The organism is Burkholderia paludis, from assembly GCF_000732615.1.
Classification (GTDB): Bacteria; Pseudomonadota; Gammaproteobacteria; order Burkholderiales; family Burkholderiaceae; genus Burkholderia; species Burkholderia paludis.
Genome location: NZ_JPGL01000065.1, coordinates 1 through 19,491, shown reverse-complemented (window position 1 = coordinate 19,491; position 19,491 = coordinate 1). Strand labels below are relative to the sequence as shown.

The 19,491-nt window shown below is 65.5% G+C and carries 14 protein-coding genes; 4 read left to right on the top strand and 10 right to left on the bottom strand.

Going from position 1 to position 19,491, the window contains the following annotated elements:
• Positions 1 to 43: 43 nt before the first annotated feature.
• On the bottom strand, positions 44 to 1,144 hold the full coding sequence (locus GQ56_RS0131185) for a CaiB/BaiF CoA transferase family protein (RefSeq protein ID WP_031402382.1): 1,101 nt from the start codon (positions 1,142 to 1,144) through the stop codon (positions 44 to 46).
• A 269-nt stretch (positions 1,145 to 1,413) separates the two neighbouring features.
• Here GQ56_RS0131185 and GQ56_RS0131175 point away from each other — a divergent pair, with 269 nt between their 5' ends.
• The 3 genes from GQ56_RS0131175 (at position 1,414) to GQ56_RS0131165 (ending at position 5,164) form a co-directional block, all read left to right on the top strand.
• Entirely contained in the window at positions 1,414 to 2,793 is a 1,380-nt protein-coding gene (locus GQ56_RS0131175) for an MFS transporter (RefSeq protein WP_052007365.1), read from the top strand.
• 110 nt (positions 2,794 to 2,903) lie between these two features.
• Entirely contained in the window at positions 2,904 to 4,136 is a 1,233-nt protein-coding gene (locus GQ56_RS0131170; protein ID WP_043301698.1) for an acyl-CoA dehydrogenase family protein, read from the top strand.
• Positions 4,133 to 5,164: a phosphotransferase family protein gene (locus GQ56_RS0131165; protein WP_031402379.1), complete on the top strand. Its 1,032-nt coding sequence runs from the start codon at positions 4,133 to 4,135 to the stop codon at positions 5,162 to 5,164. The genes GQ56_RS0131170 and GQ56_RS0131165 overlap by 4 nt, the downstream gene beginning before the upstream one ends.
• 29 nt (positions 5,165 to 5,193) lie before the next feature.
• Here the strand turns inward: GQ56_RS0131165 and GQ56_RS0131160 are convergent, their stop codons facing one another.
• From GQ56_RS0131160 to GQ56_RS0131125, 8 genes are all read right to left on the bottom strand, one after another.
• Complete coding sequence (locus GQ56_RS0131160) at positions 5,194 to 6,264, bottom strand: MBL fold metallo-hydrolase (RefSeq protein ID WP_031402378.1); 1,071 nt, start codon at positions 6,262 to 6,264, stop codon at positions 5,194 to 5,196.
• 84 nt (positions 6,265 to 6,348) lie between these two features.
• Positions 6,349 to 7,443, bottom strand: coding sequence for an acyl-CoA dehydrogenase family protein (locus tag GQ56_RS0131155; RefSeq protein WP_031402377.1), 1,095 nt, complete (start codon positions 7,441 to 7,443; stop codon positions 6,349 to 6,351).
• Positions 7,444 to 7,460: 17 nt separating this feature from the next.
• Positions 7,461 to 8,681, bottom strand: a complete 1,221-nt coding sequence (locus tag GQ56_RS0131150) for an acyl-CoA dehydrogenase family protein (RefSeq protein WP_200878012.1) — start codon at positions 8,679 to 8,681, stop codon at positions 7,461 to 7,463.
• Positions 8,682 to 8,777: 96 nt separating this feature from the next.
• Positions 8,778 to 9,947 carry an acyl-CoA dehydrogenase family protein gene (locus GQ56_RS0131145; RefSeq protein ID WP_031402375.1) on the bottom strand — a complete coding sequence of 390 codons (1,170 nt, stop codon included), beginning with the start codon at positions 9,945 to 9,947 and terminating at the stop codon, positions 8,778 to 8,780.
• Positions 9,948 to 10,099: 152 nt separating this feature from the next.
• Positions 10,100 to 10,882 carry an SDR family NAD(P)-dependent oxidoreductase gene (locus tag GQ56_RS0131140; RefSeq protein ID WP_031402374.1) on the bottom strand — a complete coding sequence of 261 codons (783 nt, stop codon included), beginning with the start codon at positions 10,880 to 10,882 and terminating at the stop codon, positions 10,100 to 10,102.
• Positions 10,883 to 11,005: 123 nt separating this feature from the next.
• Positions 11,006 to 13,312, bottom strand: a complete 2,307-nt coding sequence (locus GQ56_RS0131135) for a 3-hydroxyacyl-CoA dehydrogenase NAD-binding domain-containing protein (protein ID WP_235212795.1) — start codon at positions 13,310 to 13,312, stop codon at positions 11,006 to 11,008.
• A 16-nt stretch (positions 13,313 to 13,328) separates the two neighbouring features.
• Positions 13,329 to 14,099: an SDR family NAD(P)-dependent oxidoreductase gene (locus GQ56_RS0131130; RefSeq protein WP_031402372.1), complete on the bottom strand. Its 771-nt coding sequence runs from the start codon at positions 14,097 to 14,099 to the stop codon at positions 13,329 to 13,331.
• A 79-nt stretch (positions 14,100 to 14,178) separates the two neighbouring features.
• Positions 14,179 to 15,819, bottom strand: coding sequence for a fatty acid--CoA ligase (locus GQ56_RS0131125; RefSeq protein ID WP_031402371.1), 1,641 nt, complete (start codon positions 15,817 to 15,819; stop codon positions 14,179 to 14,181).
• Between the two features lie 258 nt (positions 15,820 to 16,077).
• Between GQ56_RS0131125 and GQ56_RS0131120 the strand changes: the two genes are divergently transcribed.
• On the top strand, positions 16,078 to 18,753 hold the full coding sequence (locus GQ56_RS0131120) for a LuxR C-terminal-related transcriptional regulator (RefSeq protein WP_235212794.1): 2,676 nt from the start codon (positions 16,078 to 16,080) through the stop codon (positions 18,751 to 18,753).
• A 433-nt stretch (positions 18,754 to 19,186) separates the two neighbouring features.
• Here the strand turns inward: GQ56_RS0131120 and GQ56_RS42225 are convergent, their stop codons facing one another.
• Complete coding sequence (locus GQ56_RS42225) at positions 19,187 to 19,444, bottom strand: PAAR domain-containing protein (protein ID WP_075123065.1); 258 nt, start codon at positions 19,442 to 19,444, stop codon at positions 19,187 to 19,189.
• Positions 19,445 to 19,491: the final 47 nt, after the last annotated feature.

Below are 19,491 nucleotides of genomic sequence, written 5' to 3'. Positions count from 1 at the left end.
TTGTCTCCTGTGAATCGTTGTTCGATGTCGTCCGCGCGACCATTCAGCCCGCATCGGCGGGCTGCATCACGCGCCATCGGGCGAACGCGTCGTCGAGCGTGACGCGTGTCTGCGATTGAGGCAGCCCGGCAGGGGTGCGCGAGAGGCGCGGTGCCGGCGCAGGCTGCGCGATGCCGTCCACCTCGACGAAGGCGCCGCGTGCGCGATGATGCGGATGCGCCGGGACCTCGTCCCAGTCCAGCACCGGCGTGACGCAAGCATCGGCGCCGTCGAGCATGGCGCACCATTCGTCGCGCGTGCACATCCGGAACAGGTCGGCCAGCTTCACCTTCATCAGCGGCCAGCGCGCACGGTCCATCTGGTCGTCGAACAGCGGATCCTCGATCCCGCACCGCTCCATCAGCGTCCGGTAGAACTTCGCCTCGAGCGGGCCAACCGCGATGTACTTGCCGTCGGCGCAGGCATACGTGTCGTAGAACGGCGCGCCGCCGTCCAGCAGATTCTCGCCGCGCGGGTGACTCCATTCCCCGGCGCCCTTCATTTCGTAAATCATCGTCGACAGCAGGCTCGCACCATCGCTCATCGCCGCATCGACAACCTGCCCGCGTCCGGAGCGGCGAGCCTCGAACAGCGCGGCCAGCAGGCCGAACGCCAGCAGCATCGCGCCGCCGCCGAAATCGGCGACCAGATTCAGCGGCGGCACCGGTGCGTCGCCGGGCCGGCCGATCGCATGCAGCGCACCGCTCAGTGCGAGATAGTTGATGTCGTGGCCCGCCGCATGCGCGAGCGGCCCGTACTGCCCCCACCCCGTCATGCGACCGTAAATCAGCGACGGACGGCGCTCGAGGCACGCTTGCGGCCCCAGGCCGAGGCGTTCCATCACGCCGGGGCGAAACCCCTCGATCAGCACATCCGCCCGGGACACGAGATCGAGTACGGCGCCCGCCGCTCCGGGCTGGCGCAGATCCAGTTCGAGCGTGTGCCGGCCGCGGGTCAGCCTGTCGTCGACCGTGGCGCCATCGCGGCACGGCCGCACGATCCGGAGCACATCCGCGCCGTGATCCGCCAGCATCATCGAGCAGAACGGCGCCGGCCCCAGCCCTGCGAATTCCAGCACTCTCAATCCCGTCAGGGCGCCCGCCATGTGTCTTCCCCGTTCGCGGACGTATGCCGTCCTCACCGGAATCGATGATGCGGCAACCGCGACGCCGTTCAAATCGTCCGAAACGACGAATTGGCGAACCCGTCGGCAAGCAGTTCGTCGGATGCGACGATGTGGATCGGGCCGTCCGCCTCCAGAATCGGGCGTAATCGTGGCATCCACGGACGATCGACGGCAGGCGATGCGAAAGCACGGCCGCAGGCCGTGCCGAGCCGTCACCAGCCCACCCGAACAACATTGGAGACAGACCTGTGCAAATCGATCTTTCAGCGGTAATCGACGACGCGAGATTCGGCCCGTTCCAGGTCGCGATACTCGCGCTTTGCTGTCTGATCGTGACGATTGACGGGTACGATCTCGTCGTGATGGGCGTCGCGTTGCCGACGATCATTTCCGACATGAAAATGGATGCCCACGTGGCCGGGATGATCGCCAGTTGCGCCCTCGTCGGCATGATGGTCGGGGCGATCGCCATGGGTGCGCTGGCGGACCGTATCGGCCGGATCCGGACGATCGCGGCATGCGTGGCGCTCTTCAGCCTCTTCACCGCCGCGAGTGGCCTCGCACGCGACCCGGTGTCGTTCGCCGCGCTGCGCTTGATCGCCGGCGTCGGCCTTGGCGGCGTGATCCCGTGCGTGACGGCCACTGTCGCGGACTACGCGCCCCGGCGTCTGCGCGCCAGGCTGACAACGATCGTGCTTGCCGGCTACCCGCTCGGCGGCGTATTGGCCGCATGGCTCGGCAAGCACCTCGTGCACGCATTCGGCTGGCAGTCGGTCTTCTTCGTCGCCGGCACGTCGCTCCTGTTGCTGCCGGCCGTATTCAAGCTGATGCCGGAATCGCCCGCGATCCTGCAGAGGCGGCGGGACACGGCGACCCTGCGCGCGGTCGTGCGCCGAATCGCCCCCATGCGCAACGTTTCGGATACCGACGAGATCCGTGTTCCATCGCCCGTCCATCGCGCCAAAGCGCCCGTTGCGCTGTTGTTCCGCGACAACCGCGGCTTCAGCACGCTCATGCTCTGGCTCGGATACTTCTCGGGTCTGTTCATGCTTTACGGCCTCAACGCCTGGCTGCCCAGACTGATGGCCCTCGCGGGCTTCAGTCTCGACGCCGCGCTGACCTTCCTGCTGTTGATGAATGCCGGCTCGATCGCGGGTTCCTTCGCAGGCGGGTGGCTGGCCGATCGATTCGGCCTGAAGCGCATCATGATGGTCATGCTGACAGGCGGCGCAATCGCGATCGCGATTGCTGCACACACCCGTGACGCCGCAGCGCTGTCGATCGTCATCTTCATCGTCGGCATGACCGCGTCGGGCGTGCAAGGTGTCGCCAACGCCTATGTCGCGCAGTTCTATCCGGCCGACATTCGTTCGACCGGCATCGGCATGACGCTCGGTATCGGGCGCCTCGGCGGAATCGCGTCGCCGATCGCGATCGGTTTGCTGTTGTCGCTCCACCTGCCCGTTCAGCATGTCCTCCATGTGGTCGCCGCGTTCTGCATCCTGCAGGCGATCGCGATGTGGCTCGTCGACGACCGGGCAGCCGATTTCGCGCGGGCCCGGTCGACGAGCGCGTCCGCGGCGCACGACACGCCCGGCTACTGCGCCGCCGGCAATGCGGTCGACTGATCGACGTTCCGGCGCCATGCATGCCGTGCAAGCGCACCGGGTTCGACACCCGGCCCGCGGGCAGTCCGGTCGATAGCGGATCGCCCTTCCCTCATCTTTTCACCATCGCCATGAACTTCGATTTATCTCCCGAACTGGTCTCCCTGCAAGATCGCACGCGCCAATTCATCGCCGAGCAGGTCATCCCGCTCGAGGCCGAAGCGGCATCGGAAGTCGCATCCGGCGCCCACGGCCCGAGCGAAACGTTGCGCCGCGAACTGATTCAGCGCGCACGCGTTGCCGGCCTGCTGACGCCGCACGCGTCGGTCGAGACGGGAGGACTCGGTCTCAGCCACGTCGCCAAGGCGGTCGTGTTCGAAGAGGCGGGCTACTCCTGGCTCGGCCCGACCGCGCTGAACATCCACGCGCCCGACGAAGGCAACATTCACCTGATGGAAGCCGTCGCGTCGCCCGAACAGAAGGCGCGCTGGCTGAGCCCGCAGGTCGCGGGGCTGACCCGCTCGTGCTTCGCGATGACCGAACCGGCACCGGGCGCCGGCGCCGATCCGTCGATGCTGCAAACCCTCGCGGTACGCGACGGCGACGACTACCTGGTATCCGGCCGCAAATGGTTCATTACCGGCGCAAGCGGGGCGGACTACGCGATCGTCATGGCGCGGATGGACGACGGTTCGGCCACGATGTTCCTGACCGACATGGATCGCGAAGGCATCCGCCTCGAGCGCAGCATGGACGCGATGGATCGCTGCTTTACCGGCGGGCACGGCGTGCTGTCGTTCGACCGGGTCAGGATTCCTGCCGCCGACGTGCTCGGCGAAGTCGGCAAGGGCTTCCGCTACGCCCAGGTCCGCCTTGCGCCGGCGCGGCTCACGCATTGCATGCGCTGGCTCGGCCAGGCGCGCCGCGCACACGACATCGCAACCGGATACGCGCGAGCGCGTCACGCGTTCGGCAAGCCGCTGGGCGAGCATGAAGGCGTCGGGTTCATGCTCGCCGACAACGACATGGATCTGCAGACCGCCCGCCTGCACATCTGGCATACCGCCTGGCTGCTGGACCAGGGGCATCGCTGCAATGTCGAATCGAGCCGCGCCAAGGTGATCTGCTCCGAAGCACAGTGGCGCACCGTCGATCGCTGCGTGCAGATCCTCGGCGGCCAGGGGGTCACCGGCGAAGCCGCCGTGATGCGCATCTTCATGGACATGCGCGCGTTCCGCATCTACGACGGCCCGAGCGAAGTCCATCGCTGGAGCATCGCCCGCAAGATCCTGGCCGGCACGGCAAGCCACACACGCCCCGACGCGGAGGCCGCCGCGCACAACGCAGCGGGAGACGCACGATGAACACGTTTGCCCCTGCCTCCCCCGCACTCGATGCATGGCTTCGAGACGCCGGCATCGCCGGTTCAGGCGACATCGCCGTCGCGCCGTTGTCCGGCGGGCAATCGAATCCGACCTTCGTCGTGCGGACGGGGCGCGGCCGCCTCGTGCTGCGCAAGCAGCCGCCCGGACCCTTGCTGCAGTCCGCCCACGCAATCGACCGGGAATATCGCGTGATGCAGGCACTGCGAGACAGCGCGGTCCCGGTGCCGGACATGGTCGCCTATTGCGACGACGCATCGATCGTCGGCACGCCGTTCTATCTGATGGATTACGTGGAAGGCCGCGTGATGGTCGACCAGTCGCTGCCCGGCATGCAGCCTTCCGAGCGTGCGCGGATATACGGCGAGATGAACAGGGTCATCGCGGCATTGCACGCCGTCGATATTGCCCAAGCCGGGCTCGACAATTTCGGCAAGAGCGGCAACTACTTCTCCCGCCAGATCGCCCGCTGGTCGAAACAGTGCCTCGCATCGGCCGTTCCGGTCAGCGAACCGATGAACCGGTTGATCGCGTGGCTGCCCGACCGTATCCCGGACGACGATGAAACCACGCTCGTCCACGGCGACTTCCGACTGGACAATCTGGTGCTTCATCCGACCGAACCGCGCGTGCTGGCGGTACTCGACTGGGAACTGTCGACGCTCGGCCACCCGCTTGCGGATTTCGCGTATCACTGCATGAGCTGGCGCATCGCGCCGACCGTCTGGCGCGGCATCGCCGGGCTGCCGCTCGACACGCTCGGCATTCCGGCGGAAGCAGCCTATATCGACCGATACGAAGCCGCGACCGGCCGCCGCGCACGCGAACACTGGGCGTTCTATCTGGCCTACAACCTGTTCCGCATGGCCGCGATCCTGCACGGGATCGGCGAGCGCGCGGCGCAAGGCAATGCCGCCGCGGCCGACGCCGTCGAGACCGCCGCGAAGGCGCTCCCGCTCGCCGAACTCGGATGGGCGTGCGCGCAGCAGTACGACGCGACCCGACGCTGACGCCCCCCGGCGCGCCGGTAGCGTTCACGCTACGCGTGCGTGGCCCGATACCACGCGACGCCGTGCTCGTCCGTCACACACGTCGCCTGCCCTTGCGCGATCAGGTAATTCAGGCACGCGACGGCCTCGCCCGTCGCCATATGCAGCAGCGACGAGCGTGTCTCGTCGATCGGGCGCGAGAACAGCGAGGAGAATGTGTCGATGACGCGCTGCGGTTCACCGAGCAACGCCAGCAATCGTGCGAACGCACGCTGCTGGCTGCCGGCCAGTGCGTCGATGCGCGCGTGCAGCCCTCTGAAGCACTCGCCGTGCGCCGGCAGTACCAGCACGTCGTCGGGCACCTCGCGCCGGAGATTGCCGAGCGAGTCGAGCCACTCCGCCATCGGATTCGCGTCCGGCTCGGTCGCCGTCACGGACACGTTCGATGAAATGCGCGGCAACACCTGATCGCCGGAAATCAGGATGCGCAACGCCGGACAGTACAGGCACGCATGCTCGGGCGAATGCCCGCTGCCCACGATCACGCGCCACGCGTGCGCGCCGATCGTCAGCGTCTCGCCGTCGCGCAATCGCCGATAGCTGTCGGGCAACGCATGGACGTGCTTGCCGAACGATCCGAAGCGGGCCCGGTACGTTTCGACCGACACGTCGCTCCAGCCCGCGCGGCGCAGAAACGCGACCGCATCGGCGGGCGCCTCGCGCCCGGTATCCGATACCAGCATCCGGCACGACAGGTATTCGAGGCGGGTCATCCACAGACGGATACCGAACTTGCGCGTCAGCCACCCGGCCAGACCGACGTGATCGGGATGCAGATGCGTGACGAACACACGCGTCATCGGCCGTCCGTCGCTGCGCGCGAACAGTGCCCGCCACGCGACGATCGCATCGTCGGTGCAGGCGCCCGTATCGACGATCGCCCAACCGTCGCCGTCATCGAGCGCCCACAGGTTGATATGGTCGAGCGCATACGGCAGCGGCATGCGGAACCAGTGAACGCCGGGGGCGACCTCGACCGTCTGCGCGGCGGCAGGCGGGGCGTCGAACGGATAGTCGAGCGCGTCTTTCGGCCGCGTCTCGAGCGTTTTTTCCTGGGCCATCGTGCTCCCTCCTGGCGAATCCAATGCATGTGCATTGCTCGCCGCCATGCGACGCGCGGCGCCGGACGCGCCGATCCCTCCGCGTTATGCGGCTTGTACGAGCCCCTGCAAGGACGCTGCGTGACGCCGCACGCGGTCCGGCGTGCCGTACAGCGTCCGGTCGAACGCGATGCGCTTGTACCAGTAATGCAACCCGAGTTCGTCGGTAATGCCGATCCCGCCGTGTACCTCGATGGCCGTGCGCGCGACGAACTGCGCGGCGTCTCCCGCGAGTGCCTTCGCGTGCGCCGCATACAGCGGCGCATCGTCCGGCATCACGTCGAATGCGTGGGCGGCGTACCAGACCAGCGCCCGCGCCGGTTCCAGCTCGGTCGCCATCTCGGCGCACATGTGCTTGACCGCCTGAAACGTTCCGATCAACCGGCCGAACTGGCTGCGTTCCTTCGTATACGCCACCGCATCGTCGATCAAGCGCCACCCGGCGCCCAGCGCGTCGGCGGCCAGCATGATCCAGGCGGCATCCCGCAGCCGCGCCAGCACGCGCGCGTCTGCTCGCGGCAGCGTCCGCGCCTCGACACGGTCCAGCACGAGCTCGACGGTCGGCCGCGTGCCATCCGCCGTACTCAGTGGCCGGCACTGCACCCCGGCCGCCTTCGCGTCCACCATGTACAGTGCCCCGGATGCATCGGCGACGAGCCACACGTCGGCCTGCATCCCGTCCACGACGAACAGCGCGGTACCGCTCAATCTGCCATTCACGCAGCGCAGCCCCGCCGCGTCGCGCGAGCCGCTCCATGCCTCGCCGAATCCGACACCGACGATGCATTCGCCAGTCGCCATCCGCGGCAACCATTCCGCCTGCTGACTCGCGCTACCGGTTTCACGCAGCGCCAGCGTTGCGAGCGCCGCGCTGCCGAGAAACGGCACCGGTGCGGCGGCACGCCCAAGCGCCTCGGATACCAGGGCGGCATCGAGCAGGGAGAGTCCGAGCCCGCCGAAGGTCTCCGGCACGAGCAACGCCGGAATGCCCAGCTCGCACACCGTGCGCCAGACATCCCGATTCATCGGGCCCGCACCGTCGACGGTCGCACGGATGCGCGACAGCGTGCATTCGCCCTCCAGCGCACGTCGCAAACTGTCGGCCAGCATGACCTGGTCTTGTGAAAGCGCAAATTCCATGATTCGTCTCCTGTCGCTCAATTCGCCAGCTTCGGCTCGCGCGGCATCTCGAGGCCGCGCTCCGCAATGATGTTCTTCTGGATCTGCGCGGTACCGCCGCCAATGATCAACCCCAGGTCGAATCCTTCACGATGCTGCCATTCGCCGCCGGACCGCACGCGCGCGTCCTGCTCCGTCAGCATGCCGATTTCGCCGAGCGCGTCGAGCGCGAGGACATCGATCTGGTAGCGCGTCTCGCAGCCGTACAGCTTTGTCACCAGCCCCGGCAACCCCGGATTCTCGTTGCGGCTCGCATGCGTGAGCAACCGCATGCCGTGACAATGCTGCGCCAGCACCCGGCCCTGAAGCCGCATGAGCCGGTCGCGCAGGAGCGGATCGCTCAACACCGGCTCGCCATCGACCGTCTCGCTGCGCATCAGGTTCGCCAGCTCGCTGTAACGACCGAGCAGCGCGGCCGGATTGGCAAGGTAAGCGCGTTCATGGCGCAGCGTCGCATTGGCGACGGCCCAGCCCTCCCCGCGCTTTCCGACGATCTGCCGCTGCGGCACGCGCACGTCGGTGAAGAAAACCTCATTGAATTCTGCGCGCCCCGTCATCGTCTTCAACGGACGGATCGTGATGCCGGGGGTCTTCATCGAGAACAGCAGGTAGCTGATGCCCGCATGCTTCGGCGCATCCCGTTCGGTGCGCACCAGGCAGAAGATCATGTCGGCCTCGTGGGCCGTCGATGTCCAGATCTTCTGGCCATTGACGATGAAATCGTCCCCGTCGTCGACACCCCGCGTCTGCAGCGAAGCGAGATCGGATCCCGCGTTGGGTTCCGAATAGCCCTGGCACCACACCAGTTCGCCTCGCAGGGTCGGCGCGATCAGTTCGCGCTTCTGCGCATCGGTGCCCAGCTCGAGCAGCGTCGGAACCAGCATCGAAATCCCCTGGCTGCCGAGGCCGGGCGGCACACCGGCCCGTGCGAACTCCTCGGTGATGAGGTGCTGCTCCATGACGTCCGGTTCCGCGCCGTAGCCGCCGTATTCCCGCGGCACCGTGCGACCGGCATAGCCGTGCTCGAGCAACAGCTTCTGCCATGCGATCTGCGCCGGCCCGGGGCGGCGGCCATGCTGCAACGTCGCCGCCTGATGACCGTGGCGCGCGAGAAATGCACGGACTTCGCCGCGCAACGATTCGTGTCTGGGGTGAGGTTTGAGGTCCATATGAAGGCCTGTCGTATCGTTCCGAAGCATTGTTGAATCGTGTCGCGCCGGTCGAAGGACGACATCCGGTCCGAACGCCGGCGGTCCTGTCCCGTCTGTCAACCGCGAACCGGCGCGCGTACCCTGCTATTCCAGCCTGTCCGACAATCCGAGATCGCGCCCGATGATTTCGAGCATGATTTCGGACGTGCCCGCGAAGATCCGCGACACGCGGGCGTCGCGATACATCCGGCTGATCCGGTATTCCTCCATGTACCCGGCACCGCCGTGCAACTGAAGGCAATCGTCGATCACGCGGTTTTCCAGCTCCGACGTGAGGAGCTTGGCCGAAGCCGCGGCCGCGGCAGTCAGACGTCCGGCGTTATGCTCGATGACGAGCGCATCGATCCACGTCTGCATCGCATCGAGTTCCGCGCGCCGGCGGGCCAGCACGAACCGCGTGTTTTGGAGCGCACCGATCGGGCGCCCGAACGCACGCCGCTCTTTCACGAACGGCAGCGTCAGGTCGAACGCCACCTGTGCGTGCGCGATCGACTGACACGCGCTCAGCAGGCGCTCCTCGGCCAGACCTTCGGTCAGGTAGGCGAAACCGCACGCGGGATCGCCCAGCACGTTCGAGCTGGGCACCCAGACGTCCTCGAAGAACAGCTCGGCCGTATCCTGTGCATCGAGCCCCAGTTTGCTCAAACGCTCGCCGCGCTCGAATCCCGGCATCCCGCGCTCGACGACGAAGATCCCGAACGCGCGCCGCTCGTCGGGATTCGTCCGCGCCACGACAAGCACGGCATCGGCATTCAGGCCGTTCGATATGTACGACTTCGCGCCATTGATCAGCCAGCCGCCGTCCCGACGCTCCGCGCGTGTCCGGATTCCGGCCAGGTCGGAGCCTGCCTGCGGCTCCGTCATCGCGACGGCGAGGATCGTCGTTCCCCGTGCCGCCCCCGCAAGCCACCGGTGTTTCTGTTCGTCGTTGCCGAGGCGTCCGATGTAAGGCGCCACCAAGCGCGAATGCAGCGTCAGATACACACCGATGTCGCCGTGGCGGATCATCTCCTCGTACAGGATCTGCTCGTAACGGAAATCGGCCATCCCGGCGCCGCCGTACGCTTCGTCGGCCCACATCAGCAACAGGCCGTTCGCGCCGGCCTTCTCGAAGATCGCCCGATCGCAACAACCCCGCGCACGCCAGTCATGCACATGCGGCGCAACTTCCTTCTGAACGAACCGGGAAACCGCGTCCCGAAACTGTTCGTGTTCGGGATCGAATGCAAGGCGGCGTGTCGAGTACGGGGACATGGTGTTCGACCGTGATCGTGGAGGTTGCCGGCAGCGACTCGCTGCCGGACATCAATCTGGGGTAGGCCGGCCCGGAAGCGCTTCGTGTCGCCGCCGGGACCCGCGCGCGAGGCGGCCGGCGCGTCAGGTGCCGGTCGCCTCGCCATTCTTGGTCAGCGCGGCGCCATGCGGATCGCGCCGTCCAGCCGGACGCACTCGCCATTGAAATAGCCGTTCACGATCATCGTCTCGACGAGTTGCGCGAATTCCGCCGGCTGGCCGAAGCGCTTCGGAAACGGCACCGCCGCGGCCAGTGCCTCCTTGACGTTGTCGGGCGCGGCCTGCATCAGCGGCGTATCGAAGATACCGGGCATGACCGTGTTGACGCGAATCCCTTCGCCCATCAGATCGCGCGCGATCGGCAACGTCATGCCGGTCAGCGCGGCCTTCGACGCGCTGTATGCCGCCTGTCCTATCTGCCCGTCCTGTGCAGCCACCGAAGCCGTATTGACGACGACCCCGCGTTCGCCGTCCCCCAGCGGCGCCAGCGTCAGCATGCCGGCCGCCGATTTGGCGATGCAGCGAAACGTACCGACCAGATTGATCTGCAGGATCCTGTCGAAGCTGTCGACCGGGAAGTGCCTGATCTCGCCGGTCTTCCGGTCTCGTCCGGCGGTCTTCGCGGTGAAGCCGGTGCCGGCGCAGTTGACCAGTATGCGCTCCTGACCGTGTGCGACTCGCGCGGCAGCGAACGCCGCATCCACCTGCTCGTCGGACGTGACGTCGACTTTGCAAAACAGGCCGCCGATATCCCGCGCCAACGCTTCGCCCTGTTCGACATTCATGTCGAACAAGGCGACCTTCACGCCGTGCGCTGCCAGTCGTCGTGCGGTCGCGGCGCCGAGGCCCGATGCGCCGCCCGTGACGACGGCGGCCGTGTGTAAATTCAGTTGCATAGCGTCTCCTCGAATCATCTCAGTGTGAACCGAACGTCGATCGGTTCAGAACGGTTGTCTTTCGCCCGACGCTTTTGCCGACACGCAAAGGCAAGGTCGAACGACAGTGCAATTCCATGCGCATCACGCCGGGTAGTAATACGCGCCGGCCACTGCCATCGCGCGCATGCTCTCCGTCGGGACATAAGGCGCGCCGAGGTCGGCATGGCTGTCGCACATGGCAACGACGCGATCGAGACCGAGCCAGTCGGCATACTTGAGTGCGCCGCCCGCGTGCGCGGGGAAACCGAGCCCCAGGACGAGTGCCATGTCCAGTTCGGCTGCGGACGCAACCACTCGCTCGTCGAGAACATGCGCCGCCTCGACGATCATCGGCAGCATCATGCGTTCGACGATCGCGTGATCTGAAAAGGTTGCCGGGCCGTCGGATTGAAGGGCCGCCACCAGCGCATGCGCATCCGGCGACGCGTGTCTCGACGGCCTGCCCGTGCCGGCGGCTTCGTAACGATAGAATCCCTCGCCTGATTTCCGACCATAGCGCTGCCGCTCGACCAGTCGCCCGATTGCGCTGCCCTCGACCGGCGGCATCCGGTCGCGATAGCCGGCACCGACCACTTCGACGACGCGATCGAGAACGTCCATCCCGATCGCGTCCAGCCAGTACGCCGGCCCCATCGGCCAACCGAACGCCTCCATCGCGCTGTCGACCGCTTCGAAATCGGCCCCCTCTTCCAGCAAACGCAGAAATGCGTTGACGTAGGGCGTCAGCACGCGGTTGACGACGAAACCCGTGCAGTCGCGCACGACGATCGGGGTCTTGCCCAATGCCACCGCGTAGCCCGCTGCGGTCGCCACGGCCGCATCGCCGGTCCGGCTGCCGCGTATGATCTCGACCAGTCTCGTCGTCGAGACGGGATTGAAGAAATGCATGCCGACCAACTGTTCCGGACGCGTCAGCGCGGAAGCAAGCTCGTCGATACGCAGGCTCGACGTATTCGAGGCCAGCACCGCGTCGGCGGGCACCCGCTGTTCGAGTTCGGCGAGTACGCCGCGTTTGACGTCACGCTGCTCGACCACTGCCTCGATCGCAAAATCGACATCGGCCAGGCCCGTGTCGTCGAGCTGGGGCGTGATCGACGCGTAACAGGCGTCGGCCTGCCGAAGGTCGAGCCGGCCACCCTGCACCTGCTGCTCGATGTGCTTGCGCGCCGAGTCCATTCCCCCGTCGAGCCGTGCTTGCGTGATGTCCTTCATGCGCGTCGCGATGCCACGCAGTGCGCTCGCGCATGCAATGCCGCCGCCCATCGTGCCGGCACCGATCACCGCGCCCCGCGAGACCGGCCGCGCCGCCCGCGCGATACGTCTGGCCTGCTTCTTCAGCACCTGCTCGTTGAGGAAGACCTGGACCAGCGACGCGGCCGCTTGCGTACGCGCGACACGACCGAACGCATCGGCTTCCTGATCGAGCGCCTCGTCGAGATCGCACACCGCGGCGCGCGCCATCGTGTCGGCCGCGATGGCAGCGGCCGGCCGGTTCCGGTCGTGCAGCGCGCCGAGCGTGGACCGGGCGCGGTCGACCACGTCCACGGCCTCTTGCGCCGATATCGGCAGACGCACCTTCTTGCGGCGTTGCGCCGCTCGCCAGTCGATTTCTCCGGCGGCTGCGCGCCGCAGCCAGGCGAGCGCGGTCTCCCGCAGCATGTCGGGCGCGACGACTTCATCGACCACGCCGGCCGCAACCGCCGCGTGGCCGTCGAACGATTGCCCAGTCGCCACCCAGTCGATCGCGGCGGCCAGACCGGCCACCCGCGACAGCCGGGCCGTGCCGCCCAGCCCGGGAATCAGCCCGAGCGAGACTTCCGGCAAGCCCACCCGCGCATTCGACGCCATCACGCGAAACGCGCCGAGCAGCGCCAGTTCGAGCCCGCCGCCGAGCGCATAGCCGTTGATCGCGACCACGCTCGGAACGGGAAGATTCTCGAACGTCGTCACATGCGCGTCGTTCGTGCGCACGGCGGTCGCAATCGCACCCGCGGATTGCCGGAACATCGCGGAAAACTCCGTGATGTCGGCGCCGACGATGAACACGTCCTTTGCACTCGTCACCAGCACGCCGCGCACCGCCGACATCGCGGCGATGCACGCCGTCGCCTGCCGGAATTCGTCGATCGTGCGTGCGTCCAGCTTGTTGATCGCCGCATCGTGTCGATCGAATCGCAATTCGACCAGCCCGTCGTCCAGCGACAGCACGCTGATGTTTTCACCCTGAAAAAGCAAATCTTCCTCCAAACGTCCGCTACGGCTGATGCGAACCAGTTTAGGGAAGCACATGCCCGAACTCATCGTCGGAAGCGACGAATCGCACGACACAAATAAAGACGGGCGTTCAACCGAACGCCCGCCTGTCACCGACCGCGAGCCGAACGCCACCGGCCCCGAATCCTCCTCAGAGCGACGACACCAGGTGCCCGCCGTCGACGGCCAGCGCAGCACCGGTAATCCACGAGCCCGCATCGGTCGCCAGCAACAGCAGCGCCCCGTCGAGTTCTTCCGGCGTTCCGAGCCGTCTCATCGGAATGCGCTTGATCATCGCCTTGCCATGATCGGTGTCCCATAGCCCGTCCGTCATCTCGGTACGCACGTAACCCGGCTCTATCGCATTCACGCGAATCCCGTAGCGCGCCCATTCAAGTGCCAGGCTGCGCGTCATGTGCACGACCGCGGCCTTCGACGTCGAATAGGCCGCGATACCGGTGGCCACCCGTTCACCCTGTATCGAGGCAATATTGACGATCGCGCCGCCTCGCATCGTGTCCCGCCAGCGTCGCGCGGCTTCCGTCGCGACCAGCCACGCACCGCGCACGTTGATCGCCATCACTTCGTCGAAGCGCTCGATCGGCTGGTCGATGGCGAGTCCGTCGCCGGAAATCCCCGCATTGTTGACGACGACATCGAGTGGCGCCCCGGTTGCCGAAATCGTGTCGAACCCGGCCGATACGGATGCGGCGTCCGTGACGTCGAGCGGCAGCACCGTCACGTCCGGCGCGCCGAGTTCTCGCAGCGCGCCGGCCAGCGCCTCAAGTCGCGCGACGCGCCGCGCGCCGATCACGACCGACGCACCGCAGCGGGCCGCCAGACGCGAAAAATGTTCTCCGAAACCCGACGACGCTCCCGTCACCAGTACGCGTCGCCCTTTCAGCTTGATACCCAGATCCATTCCTGCTCCCGGTCAGTCGGTTACTTCCACGGTCGCCGTCCCCGTCGATGCAGCGACGTACGTCGACACGCCTGCAGGCTCACCCGGGCTGTCGCGCATAGCGTGCCCTGAGGCGCTTCTTGTCCAGCTTGCCGACACTTGTCCTCTCGATCTGCTCGACGAGCTCGAACGCGTCCGGTATCGCATACGACGGAATGACCCCGCGTTCGACCAGCCCGCTCATGTGCCGGCGCAACGTATCCGCATCGAGTGCGGCATCCGGTCGGGCTGCGACCACGGCCAGCGGCCGTTCGCCCCACTTCTCGTCGGGTATGCCGATCACCGCCACTTCGGCCACGCCCGGATACTGCCCGATCAGCGCCTCGAGCTCGACCGACGAAATCCACTCGCCGCCGCTCTTGATCACGTCCTTCGCACGATCGACGAGATGGAGGTACCCATGCTCGTCGAAACGGCCGACGTCACCGGTATGCATCCAGCCGCCGTCCCAGAGAGCCGCACTGGCTGCCTCATTGTCGAGGTACGACTGCGTCAGATACGGCGTGCGTACCACGACCTCGCCCACCGATACACCGTCGTCCGGCACCGACTCGCCTGCCGTGTCGACGACCCGCACCTGAGCCATCAGGATCGGCATCCCGGCGGTCGTGCGAATGGCGATATCGCGCGCTTCGCGCTCCGCGGCATCGTGGGTCTCGTCCAGAAGATCGGTTTTTACCTGCGCCAGCGTCAGCAACGGGCAGCTTTCCGACATCCCGTAGCCGGCATAGATATCGATATTGCGAGCGAGCGCCTGTCTGCATAGCGCATGCGGCAGCGCGCTCCCGCCGATCAGCACCTTCCAGCGCTTGAAATCCGCGCCGGATGCGCCCGGCGCCCCAAGCACCATGCTCAGGACCGTCGGAACGCAGTGCGAGAAGGTCACGCGCTCGCGCTTGACCAGATCGACGATCACCGTCGGCTCGTAGCGCCCGGGATAAACCTGCTGCCAGCCGCACAGCGTGGCGATGTATGGATAGCCCCATGCATGCGCATGAAACATCGGCGTGAGCGGCATATACACGTCGTTGCGCGAGAATCGACCGTTCTCGCCTGCCTGGGAAACGCTCGCCAGCACCGTCAGGCAATGCAGCACGATTTGCCGATGGCTGAAGCTCACGCCTTTCGGATTACCCGTCGTGCCCGTCGTGTAATACAGCGTCGCGCGCGTGTTCTCGTCGAACTCAGGAAACGCATGCACCGCGTCAGCGGCCGCCAGCATCGATTCGTACTCGCCCACCCACGCGAATCCGGGGCGCGCCACCTTGTCGTCGCTGAGACAGATGAAGCGCCTGATCTGCGGTAGTCGATCCTGAATCTCCTGAATCATCGGCAGAAAATCGACATTCAGCAGCATGGTGTCGACGCCGGCATGATCGAGCGTGTACGCAAGCTGCTCGGAGGACAGGCGGAAATTCGCGGTCATCAGCGTGGCGCCGAGCATTGGAACCGCGAAATACGCTTCCAGATAGCGGTTGGTGTCCCAGTCGAGCACGGCCACCGTACTTCCTTCGCCGACCCCGAGTCGCGACAGCGCGCTGCCAAGCCGGTTGATACGTTCGATCAGCGTCGAATAGCCGAAACGGGCGAGGTCACGGTAGACGATTTCCTTGCGTGAGCGCTGCGCGATCGGCGTGACCAGCAGTTGCTTGATCAGCAACGGAAAGGCGTACGGATTCATGTGTCTCCAGTTTTCTTGTGTTGCAAAGGCGCCTTGCACATATGCCCGACAGCCCGATCCGACTTTAAATCGAAGGCGGCGTACCGGCATCGTCGGATACGACGATTCGAGTCGGCGCAACGACGCCGAGCGCCGGAATGCCGTGCGACGGGAAATCCCCGAACGCGAAAATACGCCCGCTTTGCTAGACTACGTGGCCCGCTTTTCCCGCCTTCGCAGATGACTTCGCCTTCAGTCGAAGCTCGGCGCATCCCGAGCATGAAAGTCAGCCCCCCTGCCACGTCCGCTTCCCAGGTGATTCGACAGGGTGTCCGTCAATTGCTGAACGCATCGACGTCGCCCCGGCTGGTTCTCGTTCGTGCGCCGGCCGGCTTCGGCAAAACGACAGCCATGTTGCAGCATCGTGCCCGACTCGAACAAATCTCCGTGTCGGCCGCATGGTTTACCCTCGACAGCGCGGACAACGATCCCGTCCGTTTCCTGCAGGGATTCAAGGTCGCCATCGCGACCGTCGTAGGCGACGACGCCTTTTCCGATCCGGGTTTCCCGCCGTCCGAGACACTCGGTGAATCGGCATTGCGCGTGATGAACGCCGTCGCCGGCCTGAAAAAGCCGTTCGCGGTGTTCCTCGACGACTTCGAAGTGCTGCAGGATCCGGGCGTGCTCGCCTGGATACGTGAATTCATCGACCACTTGCCGCACGGAGGTCAGCTCGTAATCGGTTCGCGCAGCTTGCCGGATCTGCGGATGGGGCGGCTGCGCGCGCGTGGGCAACTGGTCGAGATCGATGCACAGGCGTTGCGATTTTCACTCGACGAGACCGACGAGTTCTTCCGCCTCATCCAAGGCGCATCGCTTGCGCAAAGCGAGTTGATACGCCTGCACAACAAGACCGAAGGATGGGCGGCGGCATTGTGGCTGGCGTCCGCTTCGCTACGTCGCAACGATCCGCACTCGGACTTCATCGACCGCTTCTCCGGTACCAATCGTTCGGTGGCGGAGTACCTGGCCGAGGACGTGTTCGCCCAGCAAGCCGAGCCGGTGCGCCAGTTCCTGCTGCGAACCAGCATCTTGCGTTATCTGAGCGCCCCGCTTTGCCAGAAGCTCCTGCCCGAGATGGATTGCGAACGGGTCCTCAATCAGCTCGAGGCGTCCAGCCTGATTGCCCCCATCGAGAGCGAGGACAGAACCTGGCGATACCACAGCCTGATCGCCGAATTCCTGAAGGCACAGTTGCAGCGCGACGCGCCGGATGACCTGCCGCGATTGCATCGGACCGCATCCGATTGGTACCTGAGTCAGCAGCGCCCCGTCCCGGCCATCGACCACGCACTCGAAGGAAGCGACTTCCCGCGCGCAGTCGACCTGCTCGAGCAATACGCGCTGCCGCTGCTCGCGCAGGGAAGGATGCGCCTGCTTTCGCGGTGGTTCGATGCGCTGCCCGCCCGGATCCTGCACGACCATCCGATGTTGCTCGCGGCCCGCATCTGGTCCGTCAATTTCACGCGCGGTCCATGGGAAGCCATGGAACTCCTCGAGTCCAGTCGCCTGGTGGAAGTGGACGATCCGCAAGTGCGCCCGCACGTGCTCGCGGTCCGCCCGGTGCTGCTCGCCATGATGGATCGCTTCGAGGAGGCGCTCGAGGTCGGGCGCGAGTGCCTGAAGCATTGTCCGACCGGTTCGGCCTTTGCCGACATGATGCTCGCCAACGTCATGGCAAACCAGTTCGCGGTGGCAGGCCAACGTGCGGAATCGCGCCGTCTGCTGGAAGCGGCCAGACGCTCGCAGGGCACGGATTTTAGTGCCTTCAACGTCATGTATTCCGAAACCAACGAGGCAATTTTCGACCTTCAGGAAGGGCGACTGCGCGAAGCGACCGCGCGGTTGCGCATTGCGGTGGGGAGTGGCAGCTCACATCACGACGGTTATACCGGCGGCAATGCGTGGGCCGGATTGATGTACGCGGCCACCGTGTATGAAACCAACGACCTCGCTCAGGCGGCACATCTTCTTCAGGTCTACGTTCCGCTCGCCCGTGACGTTCTTCTCCCCGATCACGTCATGCTCGGTCACGTGATGCAGTCTCGCGTCGCGTTCGCTCGCGGAGATGTCGACGAAGCATTCGAAATTCTCACGCAACTGGAATATCTCGGGCACGTTCGACGCCTTGCACGCATGGCGGCTGGTGCGAAACTCGAGCGAGCCCGTATTCTTTTGATGCAGGGGCATCATCGTGCGGCACAGGACGAACTGGCGCGCGTCGACGACCCCGAACTCTGGCGCCATGTCGGGCACCTGCACCTGATCGGCAACGACCTCGATTACCTGGCGCTTGCGAGACTGCGATGGGAGGCCCTCGCGGGCGATGCTCAAGCTGCCGCCCTGCAGCTGAACAAGGCCGCAGAGCTCGCCGACCAGGAAGCGCGCCACCGGCGTGCAATGAAACTGCGCCTGCTTGCGGCCATCGCGAAACACCGGGCCGGAGAGCCGGAGGCGGCTCAATCCATCCTTGGTCCGGTACTCCAGGCAGCATGCCGGGAAGGCTTCGTACGCTTGCTGCTCGACGAAGGCGAGCAACATATCGGACCGTTGCTACGACAGTTCTCCCGATCGCTCGATGCGAGCGGTGCTGCGTCACCGGATCCCATCCTGGCGGATTATGTGCTCAGACTGGGACGCATCTGCGGACTGACCGACGAACCGGTTGCGCCGAGCACGCCCGAACTGCCCAGGCTGCTCGATCCGCTCACGCCGAAGGAAATTCGTGTCCTTCAGCTTCTGGCGGAGGGTTACTCCAATCAGGCAATAGCTGAAAAACTGTTCGTGTCCGAGAGTACGGTTCGCACGCACTTGCGCAATATCAACACCAAGGTGAGTGCCCATAGCCGGACACAAGCCGTCGCAATCGCGCGCAAACTCGGGTTGGTCAGTTAAGCAAAATGCCGTGAGTACCTTGGTGGATTCGTCGCCCGGACTGTGCCGGCAATCGTGTCAACCGGTTGGTTCAGGCTGGTGCGGGCGCGATACCGGTATTGTCGAGTGTCATGTAGTCGTTCGCCTTGACTTCGGCAGGCTGCCCGACGAGTCGACTCCGACGCGAATCTTGCCGACAAGCCAAATGTGATCCGCTTGGCCAAGACGATCTGTGAGGATGTAAGTGCTGCCACAACCACCATCGCCACCAGACAAGTCACGGGCTGTTTTCGCCGTAGTGCTCTCAGCATCGCCTCAAATCTCAAAGCGATCGTCAACAGCGGTACACGCGAAGTGAGTAGTGCCCCAAAACACTGGCATCAACACTTCGCGCTCCCGGGTAGCTTCTTCGCAATGTTTAGTCACATGAATTGGAGAGCGCCCACCGCCTACCTCAGGGGCGCCCTGATGTTGGCAGACTAGAAAACAGAACGACGCCACACGAAGTTTTGTGACCGTGAAAAGCCGCGTGAGATCCCTCAACCTTCATCTCCGGGTCGCCCTCGACAATCACAACGTCTCCGCGCATCGGACAGACACAGTGGTCCCCGGTACGCCCCACGGCGCGACCCATGACTTTACTGTTGGGCGCACCCGTCTGTACGACTCCGCCGTGACTGTGTACGTCACCAACTCGAATGATTCCGCGCATACGTCCTTCTCGCGAATTGGATCACCACGAATAGCCCTGCATCCCGT